This is a genomic window from Bradyrhizobium ingae (assembly GCF_055791185.1).
Window position 1 is genome coordinate 13,202 of record NZ_JBVUBB010000018.1, and the last position, 26,953, is coordinate 40,154.

Sequence of the window (26,953 nt, forward strand, 5' to 3'; positions counted from 1 at the left end):
CGCTCGACAGCGGCTTCTGCCAAGACGGAGTTGCATCGTTCGCACCGTCCCTGCGGGACATACAGCTTGCCGCGTCTCATGTTGACGTGACCGCACGCCCAACAGAGGCGGGCCTGATTGGCGGGCGTGGTGAACATCTCCCGCATGCACCTGTCCCAGCGTTGCCGGTCCTCTCTCGCCTTCGCAACGCGCTCGTTCCAGTCCCACGGCGGCTTGACGGCGAGAGCGCCAGAGCCAAGCGTGCAGTTGATGCAGACGGCCCGGCCCTCTAGGTCCATCGCGTAGCACTCCGGTCCTCCGATCAGGACGCACGGCTTGTCGTTGACTGCGTGCGGGCACCTATCTCTCATGCGTACTGACCGCCTTGCGCGAGCGAGCCCGCTGTCGGGCCGGGGAAGTAGCTCGCGCCTTGCCCCTGGGTGTTAATGACGCCGTTGAGCGTCGCAAAGTATTTTGCACCGGCAGTCGGCGCACCCGTGAAGGTCGGCGTGCCGGTCGCGGGCACCTCGATTTGTCCGCCCGACACCGCATAGGCGAACGTGTTGCACGAGAGCGAACCGGCGATGATGTGGTTGACTGAGCTGCCAGCCATGTTGAGCGCGCCGTTGCGATAGGACGCGAGCCCATAGCCGAACGTGGCATTGAAGGTGTGCTTGCCCATATTCACCGCGCCAAGACCGTTCGCGAGGAATACCCACGTCGAAATGAGATCAGAGATGGTGTTCGACGTGTTGATCGTCGCGCCCGCGCCATTGGCCGCAAACCCGGCCATGTTGGTCGTCTGATTTTTGATCATCAGATTTTGCACGGTCACGGCATTCGGGCCGCTGACGCTAAAGGTGTTGCCGATGCCGGTGCTGTTGACCAGCACGTTGACCGGCGTGCTCGCATTGCCGTTGACGAGCAGGACCGGGCCGGGGATCGACGGCGTCGAGAGTTGTTCAAGGTAGGTGGCGTCCGCGATTTGAATGGTGATGACGTAGGCCGCACTCGGTTGGAACTTATAGGCTTGGTTCACCGCTCGCATGATCGTCTGGAACGGGCCGTGCGTGGTGCCAGCGACGACGGTCGCGGTGGTGCCATCATAGGCGCTGTCGCTGCCGGTGTTGTGGTTGACGTAGTAGGTGAGCGGAGCGGTGAGCACGCCGCCTTGATTAGAGCCGATGTTGGACGACCACACGGTTTGAAAGTTGGTGCCGTCGTACATGAGGCAGACAATCGAATTGGAAATGAGACCACCGGGCACGATGTCGGTGCCGTCGATCTTTTTGATCGGCTTCGCGCCAAGCGCGTTGACGTTGAGCGTCGATGGTCCGGTGTTGGTGTTGCCGACCTTCATCACCACCGTCATGTACTTGAAGTACGCGGTCGGTGCTGGCGTCTGCGTCACCTGATACTGGTTGGCGGTGCCCGCGTCGTCGTCGGAGTAGAGCAGATTGCTCTGGATGCTCCTCGCGAGCTGATGCAGGTCGCTATTGCTTGGCGTGACCAGACCCACGTCGGTGATGAGATTGACGATCTCGCGCTGCGGATACTCAATCGACGCTGCTGGCGGGATCGAGCCTTGCGTGCCGGTCGCCGGGTTGCCGTTGATGTAGGGCGCGTTCGTATCGCTCACGCCGTAGGGCTGGTTGTACTGCATGCGCGCGTCCTCTGACGGCGCGCTCGCGGAAGGGGCGCACCGTGTTTCAGGTCGGAAAGGTGATCGGATCGGCTAAGGCGTGCCCGCCATCGGGTCGCCTGGCGTCAGGCCGGAATAGTCGTAGACAATCTGGGTGTGCGCTGGCTTCCAGCGCGCGAGAATGCATTCAAGGTCCTGCGCGTGGCCGATGCGCAGATGCGGATCGACGCCGCACTGGCCCGAGGCGCAGCGAAACCATTGCAGGTCGGCCTCGTGCACATGCACCGTCCAGTAGTAGCGGTTCTCGGGCGGGCCGAGACCGTAGTTCGGCCACTCGCTCAGCTCGCCATCGGCGACGGGCTCGCCGTTGGGGTCCATGATCGGGCGGCCCCACTGGTCCTGCATGAAGGTGCCGTCGCCGTAGACGCGACCATCACCGCAGCAGTCGATGCCGACCATGAACGGCCGATATTCGGTGATGGTGATCGTGTAGCCAAGGAAGGCAGCGAAGTTGATGTAGAACTCACGCGACTGCGAGCCGTACAGCGTCATGCGCGCGACGAGCGCGATCTGCCGCTCGGCTATGGTCTGCGGCGCGGTGTAGCAGGGATCGGGCAGACCCCAGTTGCGCTCCCAGTCGGGAAGCAGCTCAACCGTCTTGCGCGGGTCGCTCTCGATCTCCAGGAGATCAGCGGCGCGCCCGTCGACGTAGCCCCAATAGTTGTTCAGCCCATCGCAGGCCTGCCACAGCACGCTGTCGATGGAATGCTTCGGCCAGGCCTGGCCTTGCGGCAGCAGCTCCAGGAAGGCGTCGCGATAGTCGCCGCCCGCCCTGCGGATATGCCGGTTACTCATAGAGAATGGTCCCGAGCACCGCCATGCTGCCGATGTTGGGCATGACGAAGTCGTTATTGGTGACGAGATCGAACGAGATCACGCTCGGGGCCTGCATGATCGCCGCGCTGATCCAGGCCGAATAGATCGTCTGGCCAGGCGCAGCCATCCGGAACAGCATGTCCTTGAGCTGCGCCTCGATCTCGGCCTTGCACTCGTCGGTGTTCGGGTTGAGGTCCGCTATCGTCAGGTCGACGAACGACTTGATCGGCGCGGCGACGAAGCAGTCCTTCACGGTGACGGGCCGCATCTTGTCGATATAGGCCCCGACCGTCGCAATGTCGGGCGGCAGCGGGAAGCCGTCATTGTCGGCGCGCAGATCGTCCATCATGAAGCGGACGGTCGTGGTGCCGATGCCTTGCTCGACATTGGCCCAGGCCCGCGTGACGCCAGGGACCGCCAGGGCCCAGGAGACATAGTCGGCTTGCGCGCCGCCCATCGGCGGGTTGCGGATGCGCTGCAGGATGCGAGCCCGCAGCTCGTCGTCGGTCTCGGTGTCGGTGCCGCCCGTCACATTGTAGGCGAAAGCCGTGCCGCTGACGCCAGGGATCGTCGGCGACATCGCGAGCGAGGTGCCGTCCGGAAGGTTGCCGAATGAGCCCGCATCGACCGCGCGGATGTTGCCGGTCACTGGTGCGCTGGCCGAGGTGGTGATGTCCTCCAGCGTCTCGAAGGTCACCACGGTGTTCGGCGAGCCGAAGTCAACGGGCAAGCCGACCGCGCTCAGCAACTGCGTCCCGGTCGGGATCACCGTGCCATCGATCAGGCCCTGGAATTGGGCCGTGCCGGTCGAGAGCGTCGCCATCTTGCGGCCGGTCGAGCCGTCCGCGTTGACCAGCCAGATTTGCCCGTGCCGGTCGAGCCATTCGGTCTCGGCAGTGTCGGGCAGAAGCTGCAGCGACAGCCAGTCGACATATTGCAGCGTCAGATGGCACAGCGCGCCCTGGTTATCCGAGAGAACCCGCAGAACGCTGTTCGGGACGTTGGCATCCGCCCCAGGCAAAGAAGCGTTGACCGCATCGCGCACGAGTTCGCGCACCGCGCGCAATGTCGGCGTTGACCATGGCATGTCGCTGTTTCGCAGTTAGGAGGTTTGCATTGCGTCCCAGAGGACGGCGTAGCGAAGCTCGATTTCAGGAAGGGGCCCGCGATAGATGCGCAGCAGAGCGTCGATGCGCTGCGTGTCGACGCGCGTCACCCACACATCGAAGCCCGAGCACATCTTGCGGTCGACGAACGGCTGGATCGCCGCGCGAATGTAGTTCTCAACCATCACCAGCGTCGAACCTTGGCGCGCCTGGGCCGGTGTGATCTTGGAGCGGCGCAGCAGCCAGAGCTTGGAGCCGATGTCCCAGCCGCCCCAGATGGCCTGGGCATCCATGTCGCCCCACCAGCCCATCCGGTCATTGGAGTCCGGGTCGGGCATGATGTCGTTCGGCCCAGCGAGCGCGTTGGTGCCGAGCGCGACGATGATCGCGGTGGCGAGCGCCTGGGTGTCGTCGAGCGTGCCATCCGGCAGCAGCGACCAGTCGACCGTGACTGAATACGCAGGAAAGACGTTGTTTTGGACCAGCCGGATGTCAGGGACGTTGTATCCCGCTGGCATCGGTCAGCCGATCTTACCGAGCGAGTTGACGCACGGGCCCGACAGCGTCACCAGGTAATCGAACGAGGCCTTGCCTGCCTCCGCGCCGACATAAACCTGCTTGTCGGTGTGGCAATGCAGGTACGTGTTGCCATCGGCGAGCGCGAGGTGGCACTGGTTGCCGCCCATCCGGGTCTTGTCCTTGGTGACCTCGACGAACAGCGGCGATTTCTGGCCGTCCTTGTAGAGCGACTGCTGACCGCGCTTCTGCTGCTGCTGGCCGCCTTGCTGGCCGTTGCCGCCGCTCGAACCGCCGCTCGCGTCGCGCGCCGCTACTTGGCCGCCTGCCGAGCCGCCCCCCGATGAGCCGCCGCCGCCCTGGTCAACGGTCGCGTTGCTCTCGCTGTCCTGCTGGACGAGATGCATGCGGACGGTCTTGTCCTGCGGCGCGGTCCAAAAGCCGCCGTCCTTCGTCAGATGAAACTGCTGCTTGTCGCCGCGCCCGCGAAACATCGCGGTGTCGCCTTTTTCCAGCTTGTAGAGGCGGTGGCGGCGATCATCCATCGAGCCCGCGACCGGAAACGACCGGCTGCCGCCGATGAAGGCCGAGAAGTGCTCCGCGCTCGCCTTGATCTTGCCCATGGCGTCCTTCTCGGCGTCGAACACGACGGAGGTGAAGCCATAGTTCTGCGGGGCCTCGACGCCGCTGCGCGACTCGTTGGCCATGAAGTTTCCGCCCATCTCCTGCATCAGCTTGCTGTCATCGACCTGATCTACGACGCCGCGCGCACCGCCAGCGGAATAACCCCGCAGCGAGCTGTTCAACGGTGTGGCTCGATGCATTTCAGACGCTCCCGCTGTTTCCGCCGACGTTGTAGCTCGGCTGCCCGTTCAGCCACTCGGGATCGACGCAGTTGAGCACGGTAATGCTGCCCTTCTTGTCGTCCTGGGTGAAAACCACCTGCTGGATGGCCAGCTCGGTGTCGAGCATCGCCATCGGCGAATAGACGTGGACGTGGTCGCCCTCCTGCCAGAGCGCGACGCCTTCGCGCAGCCAGCCTTGCACGGTGATGGTCGCCTGGATGTGCGTGCCGTCGTGCCACATCTTTTCGTAATTGGCCCGCGCCTGCATCTCGCCCTGCGACTTCACGGACTCCTCTATCGGCGTGATCAGCTTGCTGTAGAGGACGTTGCCGACGCCCGTGGCGGCCGTCGCCTTCTGCTCGCTGGCATCGGTGCCGTTGTGATCGTCGCTGCCTTGCGAGCTGCCGTGCACGTCGTACTGCTCGAACACCATCGTGCTATCGATGACGCACTGGCACGACAGGATGTTCTTTCCCTCGATCAGTCCGGCAACGATGGGCGAGGTGTGCTGGCCGATCAGCAGGAAGTTGCCGAATGCGTCGCATGCCAGGCGAGCCCCGCGATCCCGCGCGATGCGCTCCATGAAGTCCCAGACCGGCTCGCCCTTGTTGTTCTGCAGCTTGTCGAATGGCGTAAGATTGAGCTGGCCGATGGTCTTGATGCCGACGCCGTAGGGAGCCCAGACCTCCTGCGCGATCTGGGCAATGTTCTTGTTGTCGAAGCTGCCGGTCTTGGTATCGACGCTGCTTTTGCCGCCGTTCGCGGTATAGCTCTTGCCGACCAGCATGACGCCGTGGCTGAAGGCGTCATAGGCAACCTGGCGGATTTCGATAAAGCCGGTGATCGCCAGGAAGCCCGCGAGGTAGACGCTGCAATGATCGCCAGGCTTGAACTGCAGCTTCTTCCAATCAGGGAACGGGCCGCCTTGCTTGAACACTGGGTCGCGCTCGGCCGCGCTGAACTGGAAATAGGCGTAGGAGTCGCCCCAGTTGCGCCGGACCATGACGAACTCCCAGTCCTCGAACTTGAGCCCGTTGACGACGAGGACGGCAGTCTCTTGCGGCTTTGGCATCGATCACGCCGACAAGGCTTCGCCGAGCATCGGGCAGAAGGCTGGATGCACGACCTTGTTCTCGGCACGCAGCTCGTCGGCGCGGGAGGCGTCGCTATACAGCTTGTACGCCATCACCAGGCTGGGCAGCGGCTTGAAGAATTGATAGTTCAGCATGCGCGGCAGCGGCAGCGCAGTCTGCACCAGATGATTGGTGATCGCCCCATGCAGCGTGATCAGCGCCTGGAACGTCATCTGATCCATGTCGTCGGCGGCGATCTCCTCGGCGTCCTGGAACGGCTGAAACAGCGCGGCCTTGATCGCATCGACCTGCTGGCGACTGACGAACGTCATGCCTGCGAGGATGTAGCCCTCGGTCGCCAGGCAAAGCCGGATGCCCGCGTTCTGAAGCAGCACCGCGCCGAGCGAGACGGGTTTCTCCTGCTCGATCTGCCTGCGCACGGTTTCGAGCTGCTGCCAGGTGATGCCCGCCTGGCGAGCCTGGTCGAAGCAGTTGTCGAGCGGCGGCCCCATCGCGTCGTCAATCAGGAGCTTGTAAGCATTCACCCTTGTGTCGCCGATAGCCGTCCTGGCGTTGATGCCCGCGTGGCCCTTTGCCGGGACGAACGACAGCAGGAGGGCCAGCATCCGATCAACGAGCGGAGCGGCCTCGTTCGCGTCTGTGCGCTTCATGCTTCAACCGAACCTGTGCCGATGGACGGCGAAGGCGGCGCGAGCGAGCGCTGCACCTGGTCGCGCAACTGCTGCGAGGCGTTCGCCAAAGTCGCCTGGGTGTCCTCTTGACCGGGATGGAACAGCGGGTCGATGCCGTATTCCACGAAGGTGATGTCGAAGGTGCAGAAGCCGCCGAAGCGCTCTTCCTCCGTCATCCGATATTTGGTCACCACCACGGTTTGCGGCGGCTGCGTCGAAAGCTGCAGGATGCCGGGGCCTTCGCTCTCCAGCGCATCGATCAGCCGGTCGCGGACCTTGCGATAGTCGGTCCGGAACAGATCGTCGTCGTCGCGGGAATAGACGATGCAGTAGGCGCGGATGGTGAACTCGCGCGCCATGCGCCCCATGTCCTCCGCATAAGGATATTCTTTCTTCGGAAACTGGTGCTCGACGATACGCCGCCCGCCTTCGCGGCTGTTCGCCTCGCAATGGAACGGCGCGTTGTTATAGGTCGCCCGCACCCAGTCATCGCGCCAGCTCGGCTTGTTCGGCGTGATCTCGAAAATGGTGCTCATATCGATATCGTCTCGGGCCCGCTTCTCGCGCGCTCCATCTGCGTTTGCCGATTGATCTCAACGTCCTTGAAGATGCCGCCGCCCTGAGCATCGACCTTCGTGCCCTTCGGCGCGTTCACATCGACGCTGATCTTGCCGGAGCCCTCGACCTTGTTGGCAGCGGCCATCTTGCGGTCGAGCTGCTCGCGCGCAAACCGCGCGCTGTCGGCGACGGAGAAATCGACGCCGCCACGTCGACCTTCCCAATAGTTGTAAACTTCTTTGTAGCCTGGCACGCGACCAGGCAGCCTTGCGCCGGGATCGGACGCCATGCCCTGGTTGGTTCGGCCCTGGATGTAATCGCTGCCGCCGACCGCCTCGGCCAGGTTCTTGTCGAACTGGGCCCGCTCGTTTTCGCTGACCGGCCGAGTGATCCCTTTGTTGATCGGGCCATAGAAGCCGCTGCGCAATTCCTTGCCGATGGAATAGCCAGGCACTTTCTGGCGCACCATCTGCACGCGGTTCATCAGCGCTTCGACAGTCGGGGTGCCACCGCCCTCCGACTTCATCATCCTGTACAGCAGCTCTTTGGTGGCGGGGTCCTTGTTGACTTCCGCCATCATCGCCGCGCGCTGGTTAGCCGCGCCGCCAGCACCATGCGCACCGTCTGCCGTTGCGGGGGTTTCGCCAGCGCCAGCACCAGTGCCGGGGCCGACGTGGCTGTCTGCAAACTTGGTGCCGTGCGGGCCGCGCCATTCCAGATGTGCTGGGTCTTTGCCCTCCCACGGACGGTCCGCATTCGCGAGAGGCTGGCCGATGTTGTACTTGTTCTGCAGCTCCTTCCACTTGTCGGGATTTTTCGTCAACCAGTCGCGCATCTCGGGCGAAAAGAACTGCTGGTCGTTCACATCCCAGGCAGTGCCGTAGGCGTGCGAGGACCAGCCGCCGCCCCAGCGCTTCTGCCGCTTGTTGTAGTCGCCGAACCGCTTGACCGGAGCACCGCTTGCCGCGAGATCGGTCATGAACCCCGACAGATCGGCGGCTGCTGCCGGGTTCGCCATGATCTTGCCGTAGGGAGTTTGCACCGCCTGCAACTGGCTACGGTCCAGCGGGCCTTGCCCGCGCTTCTGGAAATAGTTGTAGCCGCTATCGGAGCGACCACCAGGCGTGCCGGGGATCACCGGCTCACCCGGTCCGGCACCTCCACCGCCGCCACCGTGTGCAGGTGTGCTGCCTGCGCCAGCGCCCGAGCCGGGACCGACACTTGAGCCGTAAGGCGCACCGCTGAATGCGCTTCCGCCGCCGAATGGCCCATAACCACCACCACCACCGCCGCCGCCGTAGCTGAAGCCTTGCGGGCCTCCCGTGGTGAAGCTGGCATTCTGCAGCATCGGATTGCGGCCGACGCCGCCACCCGTGTAGCTCATCGGCGAATAGCCCTGCTGCTTGAGGGCATCGATCAGCTGGTCGTTCGACTCCTTCAGCTTCTTCTGGGCCTCGGTATTATCCTCGGTGGTCTTCTTCTGCTCCTCGGCCTGCGGCGTGCCGAGCTGCAGCGGGCCCCGGAATTTGCCGAACGTGTCCTGGATCGACTTTTTGGCCTCGTCAGGCTTGGCCAGCTCGTAATTCTTCTTCAGCCACTCGTGGATTTCCTTGCTGACCTCCAGGAAGACCTTCGCGGCCTTGATGGCGGGGTCGAGGAACGGCGCTTTCAGATCTTCGATGATGTCAGCCCATTCCGAACTGATGTCACCCGTGATGTTGGCGAACTCGCGCGCCTTGGCGATCCGCTCGTTCTGGATGCGCTGCTCTTCCGCCGAAAGCCGGTTGAGGCGTTCCTTCGCCTCCATCGTCTTGTCCCAAAAGTGCGAGGCGAATGCGTTCGCACGGTTGGTCGCCTCCTGCAGCGTGTAGCCGTTGGCCAGCGCGTTCTTCAGGACGTTATTGCGCGCCTCGGCGACAGCGTTGTACCGCTCTTCTTCCGTCCTCGCGCGCACGACCTTGTCGAGAAATTCGCGCATATTCGCCTGCGCCTCGGGCGTCGGTCCCGCCATGTGGAGCATCTCGCGACGCAGCGCGCTGCCCTGGCGATTGAGGTCGGCAACCGCCTCGGCCATCTTGCCCAGGTTGGCTTTCGTCTGGTCCGCGCTGACGCCAACGGCCTCGAACTGGCTGATGATATTTTTCATCGAGGCCGGATCGACGCCGATGGATTTTGCCGCCTGGCTGATGCCGCGCAGCTCCTCGGCCCACTTTTTCAGCTCGTTGACCTGCCTGGTCATCTCGACGCCGAACAGCGCCAGTCCGCCCGCGCCAGCGACCAGGCCGCCCCGGAAAGCGCCCAGCGCCTTGAAGGCGTCCCCGAAGCCGCCACTGATTTCCTTGAAGGCCTTGTTCAGCTCCTCGGTCCCACGACGCATCTTCTCGTGGGCTTCCTTGACCTGCGGCCCGCCCATCTCCTTGGTCTTCTCGACGATCTTGTCGAGGCCAGCCGACGCATTGTCGACCAGCGAGACGATAAGCTTCAGCTCCTCCTGTTCGGTGGGCATCAGTCGTCGTCTTTCGGGGGCTGCTGTCTGCGGTCCAGCGTCGCGGTGCGCTCAAGGTGAACGCGCACCTCGCTGAACGGCATCGACAAGAAGGTTTCTGGGCTGACGTGGTACCAGCGCGCCAGGCGATAGCAGTCGAGGATGATCTCGTCCTCGTCGCCTACCAGGCCCGTGGATCGGGCAGAAAAAAATTTCGGAGCTTCATCGCCACGGTATTCCAGTCGCGCGGATGCATGTCCTCGATGAAAGGCGCGAGGATGTCCGAGAGCGCCGCAATCATGTAGGTCATCTTGCGCTCGTCCCAGACCACGTCGCCTTCCTGGTTGATGCGGACCGGATTGCCGTAGCGGTTGATGTCGCCAGCGCGAGGCTCGCGCAGCGTGATCTCCGTAATCTGCTCGCCCTTGTTGTTGTGGATCGGCTTGTTGAGCAGCTTCACCACCATCGGCCATTCGTCCTGCCACATCGGCGGCAGCTCTGCTGGCGACGGCTCGACCTCGGGCGGCGGCATCGTGCGCGAGGGCTTGGCTTCTGCCTGGGGCAGCGGCTCGGCGTCGATGATCTTCGGCGTGGGCCTCTCGTCGATGAAGCCTTCTCGTTTCGGCGCTACGTTCATGCGAGGCTAACCTCCTGGCAAGTGACGCCCTCCCAGCGCACACGCACCTGGCCATCGCGCGTGTTGTTCTCGAACCCGCCTTTGCAGGTGCCGCCAGTGAGGATGTACTGCATGTTGTTGGCGAGCTGCGCGACGACGGTCACGTCGGTCTCGGCGAGCAGGTCCTCCAGGTAAAAGCCCGGAAGCGTCGAGAGATCGCCCTCGATGTACGGCACGCGCGGCAGCTCCTGGTAGCCGTGCACGCCATCCTGGCCTGCGATCATGGTGCGCTCGACCGGCGACGGGCTGACGGTGAAGTTGCCGCGCAGCGCCAATTGCGTCCCATCGACAGTGAGGAACGCAATGCCTGCAATCCTCTGTGCCATTGATCAGTCTCCTTTCGATCTGCCAGCACCGACTGCCGCGCCGGTTGGCGCGGTTGTGCAGGCCGGTGATGTGATGGTGGTTAGGAAGCGCCCGACGCGGCGTTGAACGGCGGCTGGGGCTGGCCGACGATCTGCGTGTCAATTCCGCGGTCGTATTGCAGCCGGAACTGCGCGAGCACGGCGAAGATGCGGAGCTGGTTGATGAGATCAGGCGGGTACAGCACGTTGACCCGGTTCGGGTCGTTCGGGTCGCGCTCGACTTGCAGGTTGCGCTTGAAGTTGACCAGGTCCTCGACCAGGCCGTCGTACATATCCTGCTGGTACTGGTTGATCAGCTCGGCCTTGATGATGCCGGGGGTGACGATGGCCTGGCCGGGCCCGAACTTGGTGCCGTCGTTGGCCAGCTTGTGCCTCGGGAATTTCGAGGTGATCGCCTGCTTCTGATTGCGCAGCAGCTTGGCGAGCGTCGCCAGCGTGGTCATCAGCTCATAGGCGTCGTCGGGCTGGCCGTAGAGGTTGAGCTGGTAGGTCGTCTGCTCGCGGGCGATCATCGGTTGACCGTCCGACCCGATTTTCTGGATGGCGATGCCGTTCGAGGCCAGCGAGTTCAACTCGATGAAGTCGAACCGCTGATGGATCGGGGCCGCCTTGATCTGGTTCAGCGTCAGCGCCTGGAGCGGCCGCGCGGGATCGTTGATGAAGGCGCGCTGCGTCTTGGCCGTATAGGCCGCAGCCCATTCGAAGGACGCCGACGGGCTCGCGACCTCGAACCCCATGATCGACTCGACGCCGCTGTTCATGGTGTCGCCGAAGGTGAGCAGCCCGCTATAGGTGCCACGCTTGGCCGAGATCACATGGCCGAACAGCTCGCGCTGCCAGCCCCAGCGGCCCTGATCGGTGAAGCCGTATTCCTGGTCCCACTCGAACAGCGAATTGCTGTCGGTATAGGGCACGGCGACGTATTCGAACGGCTCGTCGCCCAGGTTGGTGATCGCGGTGGTGAACACTGGCGTGCCGGTGCCGCCCGTCAGGAAGCCGCTCGCGGGCAAGGTGATGCCGAGCCCGACCGGCGTCTGCTGGCCGCCCGTCGAACCGTAATAGTTCAGCGAGACGTTGATCTCGTTGGCGTTGACGCTCTTGAAGGTCGAAGTCAGCGTCACAGTGCCGGTTGCCGCCGTCGCCGTGACCGGCAGCGCGGTGTCGGCGTTGATTGCGTCCGCGATGGCAGCCGCGATGGTGGTCGGCGTGTCGGTGGTCAGCACGTTGACCGGGACATAGTCGCCCGCGACGTACAGATGGATCGTGCCAGCTTCGGTCGGCGGGGTCGTGATAACGACATCACCCGTCGCTGCCGATGCACCGGTCGGCTCGACGAGGGGCAGGCCCCAGACCTCGTTGGCGAAGTTGTTCGCGAAGAACGACTTGAACATCCGCGACAGCTCGGAGCCTTCGCCGAATTGGGCGTCGGCCTGGGCCTGGCTGCCGATGGGGACCGCAATGTCGGCCTCGGCGGTGCCGCCCTTCATCACGCCGACCAGCAGAGCGCGCAGATTGATCGTCGGCCGCCCTGCCATGCTGGGATCGACCTCGACCCAATAGAGCGGCACCTTGATGTTGGCAGGAATGTTGGCAAAGCTGATCGGCATGACTGGCTCTCCTCAAAATAAAAACGCCGCCCTGGTTAGGCGGCGGTGTCTTCGTGCTTGCGGTGGGATCGACCCTTGTCGCGGTGTCCGTCCTCGTCGCGCGTGATGTCGCCATCCGCGATCCGGCGCTTCGTGAAGCGGTCATCGGGCCACTCGGCGCTGCCGCTTGCCTGGAAGCCGCCAGCGTGCGGATGCTTCAGCAACCGTCGCATGGTGTCGTTCGCGGGAGTAACGCGGACCGTTTTCTGAGCCGCCTTGTTGGCTTCCCGCATCTTCTCCATACGCTCGTTCATGCGCAGCCCGCGCAGCGATGCTTTGCTAACGGCCATTGCCCTTGCTCCTTTGCTTGAAGTCCCGTTTCGCGCTGAAGCTCGACGGGTCGAACTGATAGGTGGCGTGCAGCTGCTGGCGCTGGTCCATCTCGTCCTGCGTGTCGCCAGGTTTGATGCCGGTCTTGAGATCGATGGTCAGCAGGTCGTCGGGGATGACTGGCGACCAATAGGTGCGGTGACGGCAGGTGATGTCGTATTGCACCTCGCCGACCGGCGTTTCGTTGTTGAACGCTGCGTTACCCCAGACATAGCGGCGCACGCCGCGCTCGATGCTCTCGATCCGGGTGTTATCGGGGTTCTGCTGCCCAGTATTCGGGTTCGTAGTGTCCAGCAGGTTCATGATGTACTCGTCCGGCCACAGCCGGTTCATGATCCGCCAAAAGGCCGCATCGAGCTGCGTCTCAAGCGCGTCCTGGTCATTGTTCGCCGCTAGGACCGAGAAGCCGATGCGGGTGGCGTGAATGAAGCGGACTTCGCCCGCGTTGCCGTCGCCATCGGGCAGCATCGTCTCGTCGATGATGTAGACGCCGAGATAAGGCAGGTACTCGGGCCGAGCGACGAGCATCTTGTTCTTGCGGCAGGTGTAGCTCGCAAAGAACGTGTCGGCCGACAACGCATCGAAAAGCACGTTCCGGATGACGTGCGAATAGCTCTGCGTGTCGGTAACGCCCATCACATGACCGTTTCGTACTTGCGGATGGTCAGCATGGTCTGGCCGCCGCCGTCGCTGACCGCATCGACGATCTGGTACTCGCCCTTGGGCACGTTGTTGCAGTCGACCGGGATGATGACGTGATCGTTCTGCATCGGCAGCACGGCGAACTCGCTCTCGCGAATGTCGAGGATGGTGCGCTGATCGGAATAGAGCGACCCGTCGAGCGCGGTCACGTCGGTCGAATAGGTGTTGAGGATGCCGCGCCCCGGATAGCTGCCTGCAGAGGGCTGCGATTTCAGCGGAACGAACGTGCAGTCAATCGCCCAGAAATCGAAGATCGGCGATTGCAGCAGCACGTCCAGGTTTATGGCCATTTCATCGCCTCGGCGAGCAGCTTGGTCATCCGGTCAACCAGCTTGGTGAACAGCTCGGTGCGCAGGATGGGTCGCGTCGATGGCGGCTGGCGGCCTGCGCCTGTCGCGCGATACCGCTTCGGCGCAGCGACCGCTGGCCGCTTCGACCTGGTGAAGCCGTTTCCGGGTTGCTCGTTGCGCGAGCGTGGCCAGATATCGGTCTCGGCCGTCGTCTCGTCCTTGTCGCCGCTGACTTCGATGTTCGGATATTTGCGGCGCATGTCGGTGCGCTGCCAATCGACCAGCTCCTCGGGCATCTGCTTGTGCAGATCGTCGAGCTGCTTGCCGAAGGTGTCGAACTTCTTGAGGAGTTGGTCCGCGCCTTCGACCTTGATCTCAAACATAGTAGCGCATGTACGCAGAGAGCAGCGGCTCAACCATTCCGGCCGCCATGCCGAGCGGCCCTGGGCCGCTCATCTTCTCCAGGGCCTGGTTCACGTCGAAAAACTGCACGCGCGACTCGCGATGCGAGATCGAGCGCACGCCCGCCGTCATCGAGCGCGATTGCCACACCCGCGCGCTCTGAACCAGCAATGCCAGTGCCTGCTTGAGGGCTGGCGGCGCTTCGTCGGGTAGCTCATAACCGCCCGTGTACGTGATGCGGATCGGCTCGCTCCAGGACGTATTGAAAAACTGCAGCTTGCCGCTGGCGTTTTCCAGCTCATAGGTGCCGCTAAGGTCCGCGCCATCAGGTCCGGTGACGGACTGGATGTCGCCATCAGCAACCGGATAATGCGTGAGAAAAACCCGCCCATTGTCGGTATCGAACGGCTTTGTGTCGCCGCGCCAGGTTTCGACGACGGTTTCCTTGGCGAAGACGCGGCGACAGGTCGTTGCGATAATGTCGGAATAGGTCGTGATCCACATCTGCAACAGTTCATCTTCGCTGGTGTCGGTCGAGGCGATGCCGATCAGCGCCTTGATCTCGTCGAGCGACGCCAGGTCGTAGCTGTCCGCTGGCTCAAGCACCTTGATGCTGATGTCAGCCATCGCTCTCCTCGTGATACTGTTCGAACAGCGCGCGGACGTTGATCGAGGCGGCCTGGCTGCCATCCGACATGATCGGCGTGATGGTGTAGGCCGCGCGGTTGACTTCCCACCGGACGATGGCCGCAGCATTCGCTCCGGGCAGTCCGCGCGGCCCCGGCTCGCCGCGCTCGCCTTTCGGCCCGGGCTTGCCTGCGCGGCCCGCCGACGCGATCAGCTGCCAGCCGTCGCCTGGGCAGGGCCCCGGATCATCGCAGCGCGCGGCGAACGCGGAGCCGTTGAGCGCGACGATGTTCAAGAACTTGTACGCTTCGCCTTCGCGATAGGTGCCGCAGACCAACGGCATGCTGGCGTTGCGCCCCGCAGCCGCGATGCAGGCCCAGTCGCTGTGCGGCGGCGGGCGTGCGGTGTCGCACCGGGCTTGATAGGTCGAGCCCTGGTGCGTGACGATATCGCCCTCATAGTGGACGGAGCCCTCGGCAAACGGGCTCGCGGCCTTCAACTGCCCCGGCGCGCCGTCCTTGCCGCTCTGCCCAGGCTCGCCCTTTTCACCGCGCTCGCCTTGCTCACCGCGAGGACCAGGTTCGCCCGTCGGCCCTTCATTACCTTGCTCACCCTGGTCGCCTTTTTCGCCATGTTCTCCTTGTTCGCCCCTCGCACCAGGCTCGCCCTTATCTCCAGGCACGCCTTTCTCTCCAGCGTCACCCTTTGGACCAGGCTCGCCGCGCTCGCCTCTCTCGCCTGCGGGGCCAGGTTCACCTGGCTCTCCGGGCGCACCATCCAAGCCGGGATCGCCTTTCTCTCCGCGCTGACCGGGGCCACCCTCAAGCCCGCGCTCGCCTTGCGGCCCGCGTTCACCGGGCTCGCCGCGCTCGCCCGGCTCGCCTTTCTCACCGGGAGGACCAGGAGGGCCTGGCTCACCGTGCAGTCCGCGTTCGCCAGGAATGCCGCGAGCACCGAGCTCACCGCGCTCGCCTGGATCGCCCTTCTCACCAGCGGGACCAGGAGGACCCGGCTCGCCTTGCGGGCCACACTCTCCGGGCTCGCCACGTTCTCCGGGCTCGCCGCGCTCGCCTGGATCGCCCTTCTCACCAGCGGGCCCTGGAGAGCCTGGCTCGCCTGGCGTGCCGTCCGCACCGTTCTTCAGCTCGGCCAGGCGCGCATTGATCAGCTCAGCGAACTCGCCGCGCAGCGTCGCGAGCTGGGCCTTCAGCTCGGTGACGTGGGCCTTGAATTCTGAAACGGTCGCTGCGGCCTGCGCCTCGATCAGGGCGCGCTCGCGCTGCCATTCCCGCTGCTGGGTCTCCAACACCTGGGCGAGCGCCTCGCGCCAGGCATCAAGGAGCAAGTCGCCGCCGTCCGATGTGCTCGGTGAGCCTAAATAGGTTTCTGACTTCCCGTTGAATGTCATCGCGATTGCCTTTTTCGGGCGGGAGCGGTGCCGGTGGTGCCGATGGCGGCGCAGGCGATGCCGGGATTTTGCCCGCTGCGCTCAACGGGACGACTTGCTGCTGCACGCGCGGCTCGTCGCCGAACGCGACGGCGTCGAGGCCCTCTTGCTGACGAGCCTCGTTGGGCGCGAAGATGCCGCCTTGGACGCCGCGCGCCAGCGCTTCGATGCGGTCCTTCATTGCCGACCGCAGCAATGCCGCCGTATCGAACTCGACATATTCGTCGGGCTGGCCTTTCAGCCCGAACAGCACGCCGAAGGCTTCCTCGATGTGGTTGAGGCAGAAGCCCAGGCCCGACGCGATCCAGCTTTGCATCAGCAGCTCGGTCGAGCCGTAGGCCGCGCCACCGAGACCAAGGATTTGCAGCGGAATACGGAAGGCGAGCGCGATGTGCTCGTTCGACAGCTTGAGCATGTCGGCCGTTGCCGCGTCCCTGCCGCCGACCGACCAGGGCTGCACCTTCAGGCCCGCCGTCAGGATCGGCGTGCCGCCCTGATGCAGGCCCTTGGCCTGATCGTTCCAGCGGTCGCGCAGCGCCTGGACCTGATCCTTGTCGAGCACCAGGTCGGTGGACAGTACCGCCGAGGGCCGCGCCTCGTTCATGTAAAAGGACTGCTGCTGCCGCGCGATGGCGTTGCCGACGCCGATGTCACCATAGGCGGCAACGATAGGGCTCTCGCCGATCAGCGGGACCGGGTAACGGTGCTTCAACGTGTGCAGCCGGATATGCAGCACATCGCGCATCGGCGCCAATATCGTGGACTCGCCGAGCCGCGCCGAGATCACGTCGTTACCGTGCAGCTGGTAGAAGATTTCGCCGCCAACCGCGATGCGCGGAAACGACTGCTCCGGCTTCATCAGATGCAGCTCGTTGACCTCGTACCGGTCATTCCTCAACGCCAGCGCATAGCAATTGCCGTCGAGATAGAGCGAGCGCGTCGCGTTCAGCAGGAAATCGCTGATCGACTGATAGTCGTTCGGATGACGCAGCAAACGGGCGAGCGCCGAGTTCTTGACCCGGTCGCGCCCGCCTTTGCTGTTGAGCCGCCAGTGATCGCCGGGACACATGGCGACGGTTTGCGCATATGCCGAGACGCAGGCCTCGACCATGGCCGATTGCGCTGACAGCCCGATAGGGTCGTAGCCCTTCTGCCACCAGTTCAGATAATCGCCCACGCCAGCGGGAAGCCAGCCGCCCGTGATCGGCAAATACCATGGGCCGGGATGGTATTCGCCCTCGGCCTTTCCGATCAGCCGATTGGCAACGCGCGACAGCCAGTTTCCCACACCCGGTCACTCGCTGCGATGTGCCCTGGTCTGGTAGTTCGCTCCAGGCCTCGCGCTCGGCTTCTCGGCCTCAAGGACCTTGGTCTGGTGCGGGTCGGGTCCGCTCCCATCGTCCTCGTGCTCAAGGATATGCGCGCCGCACATCGAGAGGTCATTCTCCTCCTGCGTCGGCGTCGGCTTGCCCTTGGTGCGCTCGGCAAACTCGGCGCGCGACTTGTCGCTGGCCTTCTTCTCTTCTGCGACCGCCTTCTTGGCGGCCTCGGTCTGCGGATCGTCTGCAAGTTTGGTCGTCATCGGAATGTCCTCCTCGTTGGGGATGGCCGTGCGCTGCTCAAGACAGCGCACGGTCAGCGCTGGTCACCAGGTGACGTTCTGCGTCCAGGCGACGGTGCCTGCCCGGCGCTGGACCCAGTTGAGCGGCATCACCATCCGCAGCGCGAGCGAGTCCGTCTGGAACAGCGAGCGCTGCGGCGAAGCCACCGTACCAGGCGACCCAGCGACCAGATCGGTCGGGCTGGTATCCTCCATGTGCAGCGTCGCCTGATCGCTCATCTCCATGCGCGGAGCCTCGCCGCCGACCACGGCGAAGTCGGCAGCATCGACCAGCATCAGGGTCTTTGCCGGCACCGTGGCCGAGTCGATGATCGGGACGCCGTTCAGCGAACCGGCGGCGATCTCCGCCTTGAAGGGGAAGATGCCGGTGTTAGCCGCCGAGAGCAGCGAGGCACGCAGCAAGTCGGTCTGGTTGGCGAGCCAAACCAGATTGCGCACGTTGCCGTAGGTCGCCGTGCTGATGGAGTTGATCAGCGCGGTAATGTCGCCGACAAGCGCCGCGATGCCGCCGCCCGCCGTCGCGGCAGTCGCCGCCACGCCGTTGAGCAGGCCAGCGGGCCTGATGGTGGTCGCCGGGTTGGCGTCGATCAGGACCGAGTCGACCGCGACGCTGGTGTCCTCCTGGATCGCCTGGCGGATCAGGCCCTCAATCGCGGGAACGGAATGGTCGCCCATCTCCCGCGTCCAGGTCGAGATCACGGCCATCTTCTTCGGCGTGAGCGTCTGCGAGGTGAACGCTCCCTGCCGAACGGGGATCGCCATGCCTTCGCCGACGAACGAGCCAGCCAACGAGGGCGTGCGCGAGCGGGTCGGGATGACGATGCGGCCAGCGGTGCCGAAGCTCAGCGTCAGACCTTTCGGCGCAAGGCGGGTCAGGATCGCCTTCGGCATCAGGAGCGGCATCAGATCGGCATAGGTCGTCTGCGCCAGTTCCTGCGCCCAGCCGGTGACGGTGGTCATCGCCGGGGCCGAAGCCGCGCGGGTCACGATCTCGACGATGGCCTTGGTGCCTTCGTCGTCGCCGTAGATGCGCTGCCGCGTCTCCTCGACCGACTTGTTGGTCACCCTGGCGATAACCGCCACGGTGGCCCCGCGCACGATGTAGTCGAGCAGATCGAGGTCCTTCTTGCGATTGACGATGATCGCGGGGGCGGCAACGCGCTCGCGATCCGCGCCCGTGATCACGGTCGTCGAAAGCGAACGGCTGCGGCTTGCGCCGTTGCCATCGGCCGAGGACTTCGCCAGCAGCTTCTCGGAGTCGACCAGCGCTGAGCGGGTCTTTTCGAGCTGGGCGATGTCGGAATTGAGCCTGCTGGTCGTCTCCAGGTCGGCGTCGCTGACGTTACTGTCGTCCATCTTGGCGAGATGGGCTTCGAGGAGGTCCCGCTTGGCGACGATCTGCGCCTCCAAGTCGGTAATACGTTGAGCCAGGCCAGACATGGCGCTGCCCTTTCGATTACGAGATGTATTGGCTTGCTCGCCAGTGATCCCGCGACGCCTGGTCCTCGCGTCCATGCTGCCGTGCTTGGCGAACAGGAGGTCCATCGTTTGCGGGGAGATGTTCAGCGACTTGGCCACGGCCAAGGCGTTTGGATTGGCTGGCACTGAGACCAGCGAGGTCTCGACCAGCTCGCTTCGAACGAAGGTCACGCCCCAATCGCTGCCTTCGCGCTGCTTGCTTTCGAGCGGTCTGAAGCCGACGCTGACGGCGCGCAGGATGCCCGCGTCGATCAGCTTCCTGATTTCATCGATGCGCTCGGACGTGCCGAACGGGGCCATCTCAAGCTGGCCCCGGAGCTGCTTGTTCTCGACGCGCAGGTTGCTCCACTTCCCAATCGGGAAGTCGCTCTTGTGATTGAACAGCGCAATCGGGTTGCGCTTGAAGTTCTTCAGGTCCCAGCCGTCGCTGAGAATGACATCGTCCATGCGGTCGGGCGTCTCGTCCGAGAGGACGAACTCGAGGCCAGTGAGCTGGCCCGCATGCGTCTTGTGCTTGATGCCGGTGGCGGCGCGGTCTTCATCGTCATCGCCATCGTTGTCTCAGATCAGCTGACAGGCGTCCTCGTCGCCGAGTTCGTCGAGGCACCTATCCATCCACTCTTCATAAGTTTCACCGTCATCCGGCTCGATGTCCTGCTTGATGCGCTCGTCCATCAGGCCCTCCTCGCGAATTGACCGAAGTGCTTTTCGGCGGCGGCGAAATAGGCGGCATGCGCATCCTCTGGCCGATTGAAGCGGCCGAGATAGATCGTTCTGTAATTGACCTTGATGCGCGCTTCGTACTTGCCCCGCGTGCGGACGACGCCCTTGCAGCCCTTTCGCGCTAGGCTGTTCGCGCCATTTCGCGAATAGTCGGCGTCACGCAGATTGCTCCAGCGATCATCGTCCTTGACGCGGTTGTGGTGATCGACAAGTTCGCCGGGCCAGCGGCCCGTCATCCAAAGCACGGCGAGCCGACCGCAGAGATAGATCGCTCCATCAATGCAGATTTGCCGATAGCCTTTGCCGTTGATCGTTCCGGCCCTTGCGCCTCTTGCGCTGGTACCCTCGACCGTCAACGAGCCAGGTGAACACGCCCGTGGACGGGTCGTAGTGCAGCAATGCCCGCAGCCGCGAGGCTGTTAGCTTCGGCATGACGATCCTTTCGAAGAGTTAGCGGCGCAGCTCGGCGAGCGCGCTCGCCCAATCACCTGCGGATGCCTGACGGCATAGCCGCATGTCGGCGTACCAGGGCGCGAGCCAGCGCCAGCTCGCCCAATGCGACAGCAGCGCGGTCACGCGCGGATGCCCGATGGCTCCGGCCAAATGCAGCGCCGCGGTATCGACGCTGACGATCTCGTCCATCCGCATCATCAGCGCGGCGCAATCGGTGAAGTCTTTGAAGTCGTGCACCTGGACGCCCAGGGCCCGCGCTTCATCCGCGTTCTGGACCTGGACGCTGTGCAGCTCGGCGTCGCCCAGGGCCGCGACCAGCTGGTCGAGCGGGACTTCGCGCGGATAGTCGCCGTCGCTCGGTTTGCCGACCGACCAGGCGATGCCGATCCGGTAGCGGCCACTTCGCGGGAGGAGCACGCGCCTGATCAGCTCGGCCTCGACCGCCATGTACGGGCTGCCATCGACGCTCTCGGGCGTGACGCCCAGGAAGTGCAGCAGATGCAGGATCGGGCAGAAGTAGTCGCCGTCCGTCTCGCGGGGCCAGCGCTGCGTCAACCGCTGCAGCTCGGGCGGCATATCCAGCTCGACATGCGCGCCCATCGCGACCAGCTTCGGCAGGTAGCGAAGCATCATGATGGTGTCGCCGAAACCGTGGGCGTGCAGCAGTAGCAGCCGCTTGCCGCGCAAATCTTCACCGCGCCAGGGCCGCATGCCCCGGTCGAGCGCGTTGCGGACCTGGGGCCGCATGAACGGCGCTGCCTGCTCACACTGCCAGAATTCGTCCAGGCCCTCGGCCCAGCGGCCCGCCGCAAGCAGCACCATCGCGCGATTGAACCTAGCGCGCAGGGTCGGGGCGGCTTTCAAGGTCGCGTCCGACTCTTTCAGAGCCTCATCGACCTGGTTGTCGCGATAGAGCGCGACCACGCGATTGAAATGCGCGAGATAGCCGTCGATGTCGACCGTCACCTCGTTGGTGACCGCGCGCCGGCCGATGGGCTTGCCCGCATGCGCGACGATGATCGAGTCCGGCACGCTGCCGTTGCCGCTCCTGACTTCCAGCACCTCGCCCTGCGCCGTCAACCCGCGCCAGCCATATTCGGTCGGCTCGTGGAAAATGACCGGGTCGAGGTCGGGCAGATCGTCGACGAACGGCTGCAACGTCACTTCCACGTCGGCGTCGTCCAGGCGAAGCCGCGCGGATCGCGCAAGACCCAGGACACCGGCCATCGCACCTTGATGGCGATGCTATCGGTCTGCCACATCTCCTTTTCCGGCCCCATGGTGCCAGCGGCTCCGGGCGCGGTATCCATCACCAGCGTTGACGCGTTGACGGTCTCGATCTCGGGCTCGGGGCTGATCGCGGCGACCAGGGCGGCTGGCGCAATCGCCAGAAGGTCGTTGACCACCGCGCTCGAACCGAAAATGGAAAGGTCCACGTCGCTCCGCTCGGCGAACCGCGCGCCCATCATCACGGCGCGGCCTGGAGCCCCGACGAGGATGTAGGGCCCGTTGCCGCCGACAGGCGCCAGCGAATTGATCAGCGACGCAACGTCTTCAAAGACGGCTTCGAACCCATCGGTGGCGGCGCTGGGGGGAAGCGCGGCGACGCCGTAGCGCAAACCGGCAGGCCGATTGGCCGCAGCCGGATTGGCGTCGAACAGCACCTCGTCCATCATGCGGCCCGCTGCTTTCACGAGCGCGTCGGAGATCAGGGCTTCGGCGTTGGACGACTCCAGCATCTCCCGCGTCAGCACGGCAATGGCGGCGAGCTTGTGCGGGTCCATCACGGCAGGCGTCGTCGCCAACTGGCGGACCGGGATCGGCTGGCCCTCCGCGACAAAGCCGCTGTTACCGTATTCGGCAACGAAGCCCGGTGCGCTGATGCTGCCATAGCCGTCGAAAGTGAGAACCAGGCACTTGCGCAAAATCTGCGCGGCAGACGATGCAGGGCCCAGCGCCTCGATCGCGTCGCTAACGTAACGCTGCGACAGTTCAGCGGCCCAGCCTGGAACGCTGGTCATTGCGGGGTTGGACGCAGCGCGCGTCAGCAAATGCTCCAGCGAGCGGTCGTTCGGCCACATCTCGGCGGCCACCTCGGCAGCCTTGCTGCGGCGCAGGCTCGCAAGCGTCCTCGCAGTGAGCGAACGCGTGAACAGATTGCCGCCCACGACCGGCTCGCGCGGTTCGCGGCGGAACGCGCTCTGGCTCTCGTGCTTCATCGGGGTCTTTCCCTTTCGGAGAAGGAAGCCCGCGCGGGCGGCGTCCGGCGTGCGATCACGCCAGAGCAGTCAATCGCCGCCCATCTCGGGGTTTATTTCGCTAAGCGTCGCTCGATCTCGGCGAGCCGCTCATCGATGTCGTCCAGGCGGCGCGAGACTTCCGCAGCGCCGGTCGCGGCGAACATGACTTCGCCCCAGTTGCTGCCGCCGTTGCAGCGATAGACGCCGACACATGGCGTCAGCATCACGCGATCTCGCTCGCTCAGCGTGGCGAGGCGATGCGACGCCTTCAGAGTGATCCCGGCGTCGAAGAACACCGTCTTGGTGATGGCGAGGCCCCACTTTCGACCTTGCGGGTCGATGTCGCCGGAAGGCCCGTCGCCGAAGGACTCGATGGTGCCTTCGCCCTTGATGTAGACGGTGTTTGATCCGACGCTGCCGTTCGCTGGCGAGAGATCGACGGTCCGCGCGCAAGCCAGCGTGACAATTGGAGCTTCACCGTGCTCCGCACGCCATCGCAGAAGCGGCATGTCATTTCCTGTTCGCGTTGGCCTTAAGCAGGGTCAGAAAGAAAGGATCATCCTGGTGCTTCAGAACCCAGCTCATAAACAGGCCGCGCGTGGCGTTACACCTATGGCATGAAGCCACGAGGTTGGATCGCCCGTTGTTGAGCTTGTCGTTATCGAGATGGTCAACGACTAGCTTACGTTCACCTTTCGCGAACCATTCAACGATGGTCCCACACCAATTGCAGGGGTGATCTCCCGGACCAATCGCATCATAGAGAACCTTGCGATGCAGGTAGGTATGGCCATTTGATCCGGCTGTAGGATGTGAGATTTGAGCTAGGGCCGCATACCCCTGTGTAGTAATCCACAACTTGCCGTAGACAGGATCATCCATCGGCCTGCCACGGCGACGCCTCGTGTAATGCTTTTCACAAAGGCGCGCCTTCCCGCCGCGAGAGAGATTTTCACACCCAACTATTGAGCACTTCGGGAGTGGAGGTTTCGGACGCGGTGGCAACAGGTCAACTGACCCATGATTATACAAGCGCAGATAATGCTTGTTGCAGGCACAGATGCCGCTAATGCGGCTCCTAGCCGTCAACTCGCATCCATCAATTTCGCAAGTTGTCATCGGGGTCGATTGAAGGGGTGATTTGGATCCGTTGGGAGACCATCGTCATCGATCTCAGAGCTGTAACCGCGCAGCTCGATGACGCGCTTGGATTGGTTATGACACTGGGCACAAAGCGACTGCAGCTCACCGAGCGCAAACCTGTTCCAGTCGCCCTTGTGCGGCTCGACGTGGTCGGCAACGGTCGCGAGCGTCAGCACGCCACGGTCAAGGCAGAACTTGCACAGCGGATGGGCGCGCAGCTGCAGCTTTCGGCGGCGCTGCCAGAACCCGGTGTCGTAGAACCGCTTCCACTCGCTTTGCGGCGTGTCCATCACCGCGATCGATCAGTCCGGCGCGGGATCAGGAGCCGCCTGCGGCGGCGCGTGGGCATCACAACCATGGCGGCGGCCCAGACGACGCCGGCGGGAAGCGTTGCGCCTTTATGGTCTGGTGGCAACGCGGGGCATTTATGATTGAGACCATTAAGGATTTCTCGCGGCGGCATTCGGTTCGGCACTAGGCATTATTGGCATGCTGTTTGGAACGCTCGGTTGGGCTTATTGGATGGGCGCCGCGATGGACGCTGCTGATTGCCGCTCTCAGCAATGTCCGGCGCACGATGCATTTCACCGTGACACGCGTGAGCGGTCGGATTGGCGCAGAGTCCGTGAAGAACGATTGGGACGCCGGCAACCGTGGCCGCGCCTGCTCAATTTAGGCGATGATCGGCGTCGCCCATCCTCTCGAGAAGCCGTTTGCACGCTGCCCAATTTTGGCAGTGCCAAGAATCAAAATATCTGGAACAATCGCAGTAGGTTAGAGCAGGCTTGGTAACCGGGAGCCGGCATTCTGCGAGGTGCCTCATAAGCATGGCGAAGTCTTCAAAACTCTTGGCGGTTAAGCGCGGAAAGGTACTTTTGGTCAGGCGCAAGCGCGACCGGCTATGGATGTTCCCGGGCGGACGAAAGCGCGCACGGGAGAGTGATAAGGACTGTTTGCGCAGGGAGATCGGTGAAGAGCTCCCAAAACTCAAGCTTGGCAAGCTCGAGCTTTGGAAGGAAGTCAAAGCCAAGAACCGCTTCTCCGGAAGGAAGATGAGTGACGCGATCTTTGTTGCGAAGAAGGCGTCTGGCAGACTGGCGATTGGTGACAAAAAGGAGATCGATAAAGCCGCCTGGCGCAAGCCTCGGGGCCTGCGGCTTACGCCGACGTCGCGCTACATCAGGGACAAGATCTTTCCTGAGCGGGGATAGGGGCGTTCAGCACCCGATCTTCGCCGGCATGAGTTTTGATGATTGGCTATCCTGCCGAAGCGGCGTCCCTGTCGTCGGTTGGACTCTCATCGGACTCGACGACCCTGAGACGGCTCGGCTGCAACGCGCCCGCGCGCTCCAGCACCGGATAGGCAACCGAGCAGATGTGCGAGTGGATGCGCTTCAGGTCACGCAGCACGTCGAGATGCAGCGAGCTCGACTCGATGCTCTCCGGCCGGCCCTCGCGCAGTCGCCCAAAGTGGCTCTCGGCAGCGGCGAGCTCTGCCGCACGCAATGTCGCCTTCTCGGCAATGAGTTGGCGTGCGATCTTGACATCGCCGGACATGAAGACGCTGAACGCGAGCTTGAGGTTGCCCACGACTTCCTGGTGGAAGGCCTCGAGCTCTGCAGCGCCCTGCTTCGAGAACGCGAGCTTGCGCTTGATCTTTTTCTGGGCAAGCTCCATCAGGTTCTTGTCGATGATGTCGCCGATGTGCTCGAGGTTGATGGAGAACGCGATGATCTCCATGGCTCGGTGACCGTCCCGCTCGTCTAGGCTCTCCCGTGTGAGCCGGGTCACGTAAAGCTTTATCGCCTCGTCGAGCTTGTCGACGGCATTGTCCATCCGGCTGACCTCGGCGACGAGCCGGCGATCGTCGGTCATCAGCGCCGTCATCGACTGCAGCAGCATGGTCTCGACAATATCGCCTAGGTGAAGGACTTCGCGTGCCGCGCAAGCAAGCCCCACCGGCGGCGCGCCCAGTGCCGACTCATCAAGATAGAGCGGCGCCGCAGGATTGTTGGGTTTCGCGCGCTCGGGAAGAAACCGGGTCAGAAGCGAGGCCAACCAGTCCAGCGGGAGAATGAAGAGGATCGCCAGTGCCAGGTTGAATGCAGTGTGGAAGTCAGCGGTCATACGCGAAGGATTTGGTTCGAACCGGCCGAGCATCTCCGCGATCGGATGCAGGAACGGCAAAACCAGAGCACAGCCGACTACACGGTTAAAGAGATTGCCCAACGGCAGCCGGCGGCTGGCCGGGTTGCTGCTGTTGCTGCCTTCGAGGACCGGGTTGATGGCACTTCCGATATTTGCACCGAGCGTCAAAGCCAGTGCCGCCACAGGCGTGATAAAGCCCGAGTAGGCCAGCGACATGATCAGCAACACGACTGTGACGCTCGAATGGGCGATCCAGGTCACGACAGCCGCCATCAAGACACAGAGCAAGGGGTCGCCCGTGATCGCGGAGAGAAGCGTTCGAACCGCCGGCGCTTGCTCTGCCGGTGCCAGCGTGTCGAGCAGGATATGCAGCGACAACAGCATCAGCCCGATCCCGATCGCCACCCGACCAAGATCTCGCGTACGCGTCTGGCCACCTTGTTTGAACGCGACGACGCCGACCACAAACAGCAGGGGTGCCACCGCGGTGACGTTGAACGAGAGAACCTGAACAATCAGCGTCGTGCCGACGTTGGCTCCCAGCATGATGGCGAGCGCGGGGACCAGATCGACAGAGCCGCCAGTGACAAAGGAGGCGGTCATCAGCCCGGTTGCAGTGCTGCTTTGCAGGAGTGCTGTCACGCCGAGGCCAGCAAGGAACGCAAGGAATCGGTTCCGTAGCGCGGTCCCGAGGAAGCGCCTCAGATCAGATCCGAATGCCCGAACGATGCCGCTGTGGACCATGTGCAGGCCCCATAGCAGCAGCGCCACGCCGCCCATGAGATCGAGGAGGACCATACTGCTCAACTTCTCCTCCTTTCGTTCCAAGATCTGATTATGGGCGCGTACTCGGCCTCGTCAACCAAGGCGGTTGGTCATTTTAGGTGGC

At 63.7% G+C, this 26,953-nt stretch carries 30 protein-coding genes; 2 read left to right on the plus strand and 28 right to left on the minus strand.

Annotation, left to right across the window (positions count from 1 at the left end; all coding sequences use genetic code 11):
• Positions 1 to 346: 346 nt before the first annotated feature.
• From ACV1FX_RS23930 to ACV1FX_RS24015, 18 genes are all read right to left on the minus strand, one after another.
• Positions 347 to 1,642 (minus strand): hypothetical protein, encoded by a 1,296-nt coding sequence (locus ACV1FX_RS23930; protein ID WP_473120024.1) that lies wholly within the window; start codon positions 1,640 to 1,642, stop codon positions 347 to 349.
• A gap of 72 nt (positions 1,643 to 1,714) precedes the next feature.
• Positions 1,715 to 2,476, minus strand: a complete 762-nt coding sequence (locus ACV1FX_RS23935; protein ID WP_473120025.1) for a YmfQ family protein — start codon at positions 2,474 to 2,476, stop codon at positions 1,715 to 1,717.
• Positions 2,469 to 3,584, minus strand: a complete 1,116-nt coding sequence (locus ACV1FX_RS23940; protein ID WP_473120026.1) for a baseplate J/gp47 family protein — start codon at positions 3,582 to 3,584, stop codon at positions 2,469 to 2,471. Before ACV1FX_RS23940 ends, ACV1FX_RS23935 begins: the two co-directional genes overlap by 8 nt.
• 15 nt (positions 3,585 to 3,599) lie before the next feature.
• The gene (locus ACV1FX_RS23945; protein ID WP_473120027.1) at positions 3,600 to 4,121 is read right to left on the minus strand and encodes a phage GP46 family protein; all 522 of its coding nucleotides are present in this window, start codon (positions 4,119 to 4,121) and stop codon (positions 3,600 to 3,602) included.
• Between the two features lie 3 nt (positions 4,122 to 4,124).
• Complete coding sequence (locus ACV1FX_RS23950) at positions 4,125 to 4,943, minus strand: phage baseplate assembly protein domain-containing protein (protein ID WP_473120028.1); 819 nt, start codon at positions 4,941 to 4,943, stop codon at positions 4,125 to 4,127.
• 1 nt (position 4,944) lies between these two features.
• Positions 4,945 to 6,036, minus strand: coding sequence for a phage baseplate assembly protein (locus ACV1FX_RS23955; protein WP_473120029.1), 1,092 nt, complete (start codon positions 6,034 to 6,036; stop codon positions 4,945 to 4,947).
• Positions 6,037 to 6,039: 3 nt separating this feature from the next.
• Positions 6,040 to 6,708 (minus strand): hypothetical protein, encoded by a 669-nt coding sequence (locus ACV1FX_RS23960; protein WP_473120030.1) that lies wholly within the window; start codon positions 6,706 to 6,708, stop codon positions 6,040 to 6,042.
• A complete protein-coding gene (locus ACV1FX_RS23965) occupies positions 6,705 to 7,265 on the minus strand; it encodes a DNA circularization N-terminal domain-containing protein (protein ID WP_473120031.1) in 561 nt (186 codons plus the stop codon). The genes ACV1FX_RS23960 and ACV1FX_RS23965 overlap by 4 nt, the downstream gene beginning before the upstream one ends.
• Positions 7,262 to 9,793 carry a hypothetical protein gene (locus ACV1FX_RS23970; RefSeq protein ID WP_473120032.1) on the minus strand — a complete coding sequence of 844 codons (2,532 nt, stop codon included), beginning with the start codon at positions 9,791 to 9,793 and terminating at the stop codon, positions 7,262 to 7,264. The genes ACV1FX_RS23965 and ACV1FX_RS23970 overlap by 4 nt, the downstream gene beginning before the upstream one ends.
• 160 nt (positions 9,794 to 9,953) lie before the next feature.
• Positions 9,954 to 10,409 (minus strand): phage tail assembly protein, encoded by a 456-nt coding sequence (locus ACV1FX_RS23975; RefSeq protein WP_473120033.1) that lies wholly within the window; start codon positions 10,407 to 10,409, stop codon positions 9,954 to 9,956.
• Entirely contained in the window at positions 10,406 to 10,774 is a 369-nt protein-coding gene (locus ACV1FX_RS23980; protein WP_063685533.1) for a phage tail tube protein, read from the minus strand. Before ACV1FX_RS23980 ends, ACV1FX_RS23975 begins: the two co-directional genes overlap by 4 nt.
• Before the next feature lie 80 nt (positions 10,775 to 10,854).
• Complete coding sequence (locus ACV1FX_RS23985; RefSeq protein ID WP_473120034.1) at positions 10,855 to 12,420, minus strand: phage tail sheath C-terminal domain-containing protein; 1,566 nt, start codon at positions 12,418 to 12,420, stop codon at positions 10,855 to 10,857.
• Positions 12,421 to 12,455: 35 nt separating this feature from the next.
• Positions 12,456 to 12,749: a hypothetical protein gene (locus ACV1FX_RS23990; RefSeq protein ID WP_473120035.1), complete on the minus strand. Its 294-nt coding sequence runs from the start codon at positions 12,747 to 12,749 to the stop codon at positions 12,456 to 12,458.
• Positions 12,739 to 13,425 carry a hypothetical protein gene (locus tag ACV1FX_RS23995; protein WP_473120036.1) on the minus strand — a complete coding sequence of 229 codons (687 nt, stop codon included), beginning with the start codon at positions 13,423 to 13,425 and terminating at the stop codon, positions 12,739 to 12,741. Before ACV1FX_RS23995 ends, ACV1FX_RS23990 begins: the two co-directional genes overlap by 11 nt.
• Positions 13,425 to 13,781, minus strand: a complete 357-nt coding sequence (locus tag ACV1FX_RS24000; RefSeq protein ID WP_473120037.1) for a hypothetical protein — start codon at positions 13,779 to 13,781, stop codon at positions 13,425 to 13,427. Before ACV1FX_RS24000 ends, ACV1FX_RS23995 begins: the two co-directional genes overlap by 1 nt.
• The gene (locus ACV1FX_RS24005; RefSeq protein ID WP_473120038.1) at positions 13,772 to 14,164 is read right to left on the minus strand and encodes a hypothetical protein; all 393 of its coding nucleotides are present in this window, start codon (positions 14,162 to 14,164) and stop codon (positions 13,772 to 13,774) included. The genes ACV1FX_RS24000 and ACV1FX_RS24005 overlap by 10 nt, the downstream gene beginning before the upstream one ends.
• Positions 14,157 to 14,810, minus strand: a complete 654-nt coding sequence (locus tag ACV1FX_RS24010; RefSeq protein ID WP_473120039.1) for a head-tail connector protein — start codon at positions 14,808 to 14,810, stop codon at positions 14,157 to 14,159. The genes ACV1FX_RS24005 and ACV1FX_RS24010 overlap by 8 nt, the downstream gene beginning before the upstream one ends.
• The gene (locus tag ACV1FX_RS24015) at positions 14,803 to 15,309 is read right to left on the minus strand and encodes a hypothetical protein (RefSeq protein WP_473120040.1); all 507 of its coding nucleotides are present in this window, start codon (positions 15,307 to 15,309) and stop codon (positions 14,803 to 14,805) included. Before ACV1FX_RS24015 ends, ACV1FX_RS24010 begins: the two co-directional genes overlap by 8 nt.
• Before the next feature lie 105 nt (positions 15,310 to 15,414).
• Here ACV1FX_RS24015 and ACV1FX_RS24020 point away from each other — a divergent pair, with 105 nt between their 5' ends.
• Positions 15,415 to 16,047: a hypothetical protein gene (locus tag ACV1FX_RS24020; RefSeq protein ID WP_473120041.1), complete on the plus strand. Its 633-nt coding sequence runs from the start codon at positions 15,415 to 15,417 to the stop codon at positions 16,045 to 16,047.
• Between the two features lie 97 nt (positions 16,048 to 16,144).
• On the opposite strand, the gene ACV1FX_RS24025 is transcribed toward ACV1FX_RS24020, so the two are convergent.
• From ACV1FX_RS24025 to ACV1FX_RS24065, 9 genes are all read right to left on the minus strand, one after another.
• Entirely contained in the window at positions 16,145 to 17,545 is a 1,401-nt protein-coding gene (locus ACV1FX_RS24025; protein ID WP_473120042.1) for a phage portal protein, read from the minus strand.
• Positions 17,546 to 17,551: 6 nt separating this feature from the next.
• A complete protein-coding gene (locus ACV1FX_RS24030; RefSeq protein WP_473120043.1) occupies positions 17,552 to 17,839 on the minus strand; it encodes a hypothetical protein in 288 nt (95 codons plus the stop codon).
• 63 nt (positions 17,840 to 17,902) lie between these two features.
• Entirely contained in the window at positions 17,903 to 19,804 is a 1,902-nt protein-coding gene (locus ACV1FX_RS24035; RefSeq protein ID WP_473120044.1) for a phage major capsid protein, read from the minus strand.
• A gap of 227 nt (positions 19,805 to 20,031) precedes the next feature.
• A complete protein-coding gene (locus ACV1FX_RS24040; protein ID WP_473120045.1) occupies positions 20,032 to 20,325 on the minus strand; it encodes an HNH endonuclease in 294 nt (97 codons plus the stop codon).
• Positions 20,326 to 20,530: 205 nt separating this feature from the next.
• Entirely contained in the window at positions 20,531 to 21,760 is a 1,230-nt protein-coding gene (locus ACV1FX_RS24045; protein ID WP_473120046.1) for a glycosyltransferase family 9 protein, read from the minus strand.
• Complete coding sequence (locus ACV1FX_RS24050; protein WP_473120047.1) at positions 21,694 to 22,752, minus strand: phage major capsid family protein; 1,059 nt, start codon at positions 22,750 to 22,752, stop codon at positions 21,694 to 21,696. The genes ACV1FX_RS24045 and ACV1FX_RS24050 overlap by 67 nt, the downstream gene beginning before the upstream one ends.
• A 92-nt stretch (positions 22,753 to 22,844) precedes the next feature.
• Positions 22,845 to 23,282: a hypothetical protein gene (locus ACV1FX_RS24055; RefSeq protein WP_473120048.1), complete on the minus strand. Its 438-nt coding sequence runs from the start codon at positions 23,280 to 23,282 to the stop codon at positions 22,845 to 22,847.
• Between the two features lies 1 nt (position 23,283).
• Positions 23,284 to 23,655, minus strand: coding sequence for a hypothetical protein (locus ACV1FX_RS24060; RefSeq protein WP_473120049.1), 372 nt, complete (start codon positions 23,653 to 23,655; stop codon positions 23,284 to 23,286).
• A 233-nt stretch (positions 23,656 to 23,888) separates the two neighbouring features.
• Positions 23,889 to 24,206, minus strand: coding sequence for an HNH endonuclease (locus ACV1FX_RS24065; RefSeq protein WP_473120050.1), 318 nt, complete (start codon positions 24,204 to 24,206; stop codon positions 23,889 to 23,891).
• 537 nt (positions 24,207 to 24,743) lie between these two features.
• Here ACV1FX_RS24065 and ACV1FX_RS24070 point away from each other — a divergent pair.
• Entirely contained in the window at positions 24,744 to 25,127 is a 384-nt protein-coding gene (locus ACV1FX_RS24070) for an NUDIX hydrolase (protein ID WP_473120051.1), read from the plus strand.
• Positions 25,128 to 25,173: 46 nt separating this feature from the next.
• Here ACV1FX_RS24070 and ACV1FX_RS24075 read toward each other — a convergent pair whose 3' ends face one another.
• Complete coding sequence (locus tag ACV1FX_RS24075) at positions 25,174 to 26,862, minus strand: Na/Pi cotransporter family protein (RefSeq protein WP_473120052.1); 1,689 nt, start codon at positions 26,860 to 26,862, stop codon at positions 25,174 to 25,176.
• Positions 26,863 to 26,953 lie beyond the last annotated feature (91 nt).

What these genes read in the sequence shown, in the direction of transcription:
- ACV1FX_RS23930 (WP_473120024.1), bottom strand. Translation starts at nt 1,642, where the DNA reads ATGCAGTACAACCAGCCCTACGGCGTGAGCGATACGAACGCGCCCTAC.
- ACV1FX_RS23935 (WP_473120025.1), bottom strand. Translation starts at nt 2,476, where the DNA reads ATGAGTAACCGGCATATCCGCAGGGCGGGCGGCGACTATCGCGACGCC.
- ACV1FX_RS23940 (WP_473120026.1), bottom strand. Translation starts at nt 3,584, where the DNA reads ATGCCATGGTCAACGCCGACATTGCGCGCGGTGCGCGAACTCGTGCGC.
- ACV1FX_RS23945 (WP_473120027.1), bottom strand. Translation starts at nt 4,121, where the DNA reads ATGCCAGCGGGATACAACGTCCCTGACATCCGGCTGGTCCAAAACAAC.
- ACV1FX_RS23950 (WP_473120028.1), bottom strand. Translation starts at nt 4,943, where the DNA reads ATGCATCGAGCCACACCGTTGAACAGCTCGCTGCGGGGTTATTCCGCT.
- ACV1FX_RS23955 (WP_473120029.1), bottom strand. Translation starts at nt 6,036, where the DNA reads ATGCCAAAGCCGCAAGAGACTGCCGTCCTCGTCGTCAACGGGCTCAAG.
- ACV1FX_RS23960 (WP_473120030.1), bottom strand. Translation starts at nt 6,708, where the DNA reads ATGAAGCGCACAGACGCGAACGAGGCCGCTCCGCTCGTTGATCGGATG.
- ACV1FX_RS23965 (WP_473120031.1), bottom strand. Translation starts at nt 7,265, where the DNA reads ATGAGCACCATTTTCGAGATCACGCCGAACAAGCCGAGCTGGCGCGAT.
- ACV1FX_RS23970 (WP_473120032.1), bottom strand. Translation starts at nt 9,793, where the DNA reads ATGCCCACCGAACAGGAGGAGCTGAAGCTTATCGTCTCGCTGGTCGAC.
- ACV1FX_RS23975 (WP_473120033.1), bottom strand. Translation starts at nt 10,409, where the DNA reads ATGAACGTAGCGCCGAAACGAGAAGGCTTCATCGACGAGAGGCCCACG.
- ACV1FX_RS23980 (WP_063685533.1), bottom strand. Translation starts at nt 10,774, where the DNA reads ATGGCACAGAGGATTGCAGGCATTGCGTTCCTCACTGTCGATGGGACG.
- ACV1FX_RS23985 (WP_473120034.1), bottom strand. Translation starts at nt 12,420, where the DNA reads ATGCCGATCAGCTTTGCCAACATTCCTGCCAACATCAAGGTGCCGCTC.
- ACV1FX_RS23990 (WP_473120035.1), bottom strand. Translation starts at nt 12,749, where the DNA reads ATGGCCGTTAGCAAAGCATCGCTGCGCGGGCTGCGCATGAACGAGCGT.
- ACV1FX_RS23995 (WP_473120036.1), bottom strand. Translation starts at nt 13,425, where the DNA reads ATGGGCGTTACCGACACGCAGAGCTATTCGCACGTCATCCGGAACGTG.
- ACV1FX_RS24000 (WP_473120037.1), bottom strand. Translation starts at nt 13,781, where the DNA reads ATGGCCATAAACCTGGACGTGCTGCTGCAATCGCCGATCTTCGATTTC.
- ACV1FX_RS24005 (WP_473120038.1), bottom strand. Translation starts at nt 14,164, where the DNA reads ATGTTTGAGATCAAGGTCGAAGGCGCGGACCAACTCCTCAAGAAGTTC.
- ACV1FX_RS24010 (WP_473120039.1), bottom strand. Translation starts at nt 14,810, where the DNA reads ATGGCTGACATCAGCATCAAGGTGCTTGAGCCAGCGGACAGCTACGAC.
- ACV1FX_RS24030 (WP_473120043.1), bottom strand. Translation starts at nt 17,839, where the DNA reads ATGACGACCAAACTTGCAGACGATCCGCAGACCGAGGCCGCCAAGAAG.
- ACV1FX_RS24035 (WP_473120044.1), bottom strand. Translation starts at nt 19,804, where the DNA reads ATGGACGATGTCATTCTCAGCGACGGCTGGGACCTGAAGAACTTCAAG.
- ACV1FX_RS24045 (WP_473120046.1), bottom strand. Translation starts at nt 21,760, where the DNA reads ATGGCCGGTGTCCTGGGTCTTGCGCGATCCGCGCGGCTTCGCCTGGAC.
- ACV1FX_RS24050 (WP_473120047.1), bottom strand. Translation starts at nt 22,752, where the DNA reads ATGAAGCACGAGAGCCAGAGCGCGTTCCGCCGCGAACCGCGCGAGCCG.
- ACV1FX_RS24055 (WP_473120048.1), bottom strand. Translation starts at nt 23,282, where the DNA reads ATGCCGCTTCTGCGATGGCGTGCGGAGCACGGTGAAGCTCCAATTGTC.
- ACV1FX_RS24060 (WP_473120049.1), bottom strand. Translation starts at nt 23,655, where the DNA reads ATGGATGATCCTGTCTACGGCAAGTTGTGGATTACTACACAGGGGTAT.
- ACV1FX_RS24065 (WP_473120050.1), bottom strand. Translation starts at nt 24,206, where the DNA reads ATGGACACGCCGCAAAGCGAGTGGAAGCGGTTCTACGACACCGGGTTC.
- ACV1FX_RS24070 (WP_473120051.1), top strand. Translation starts at nt 24,744, where the DNA reads ATGGCGAAGTCTTCAAAACTCTTGGCGGTTAAGCGCGGAAAGGTACTT.
- ACV1FX_RS24075 (WP_473120052.1), bottom strand. Translation starts at nt 26,862, where the DNA reads ATGGTCCTCCTCGATCTCATGGGCGGCGTGGCGCTGCTGCTATGGGGC.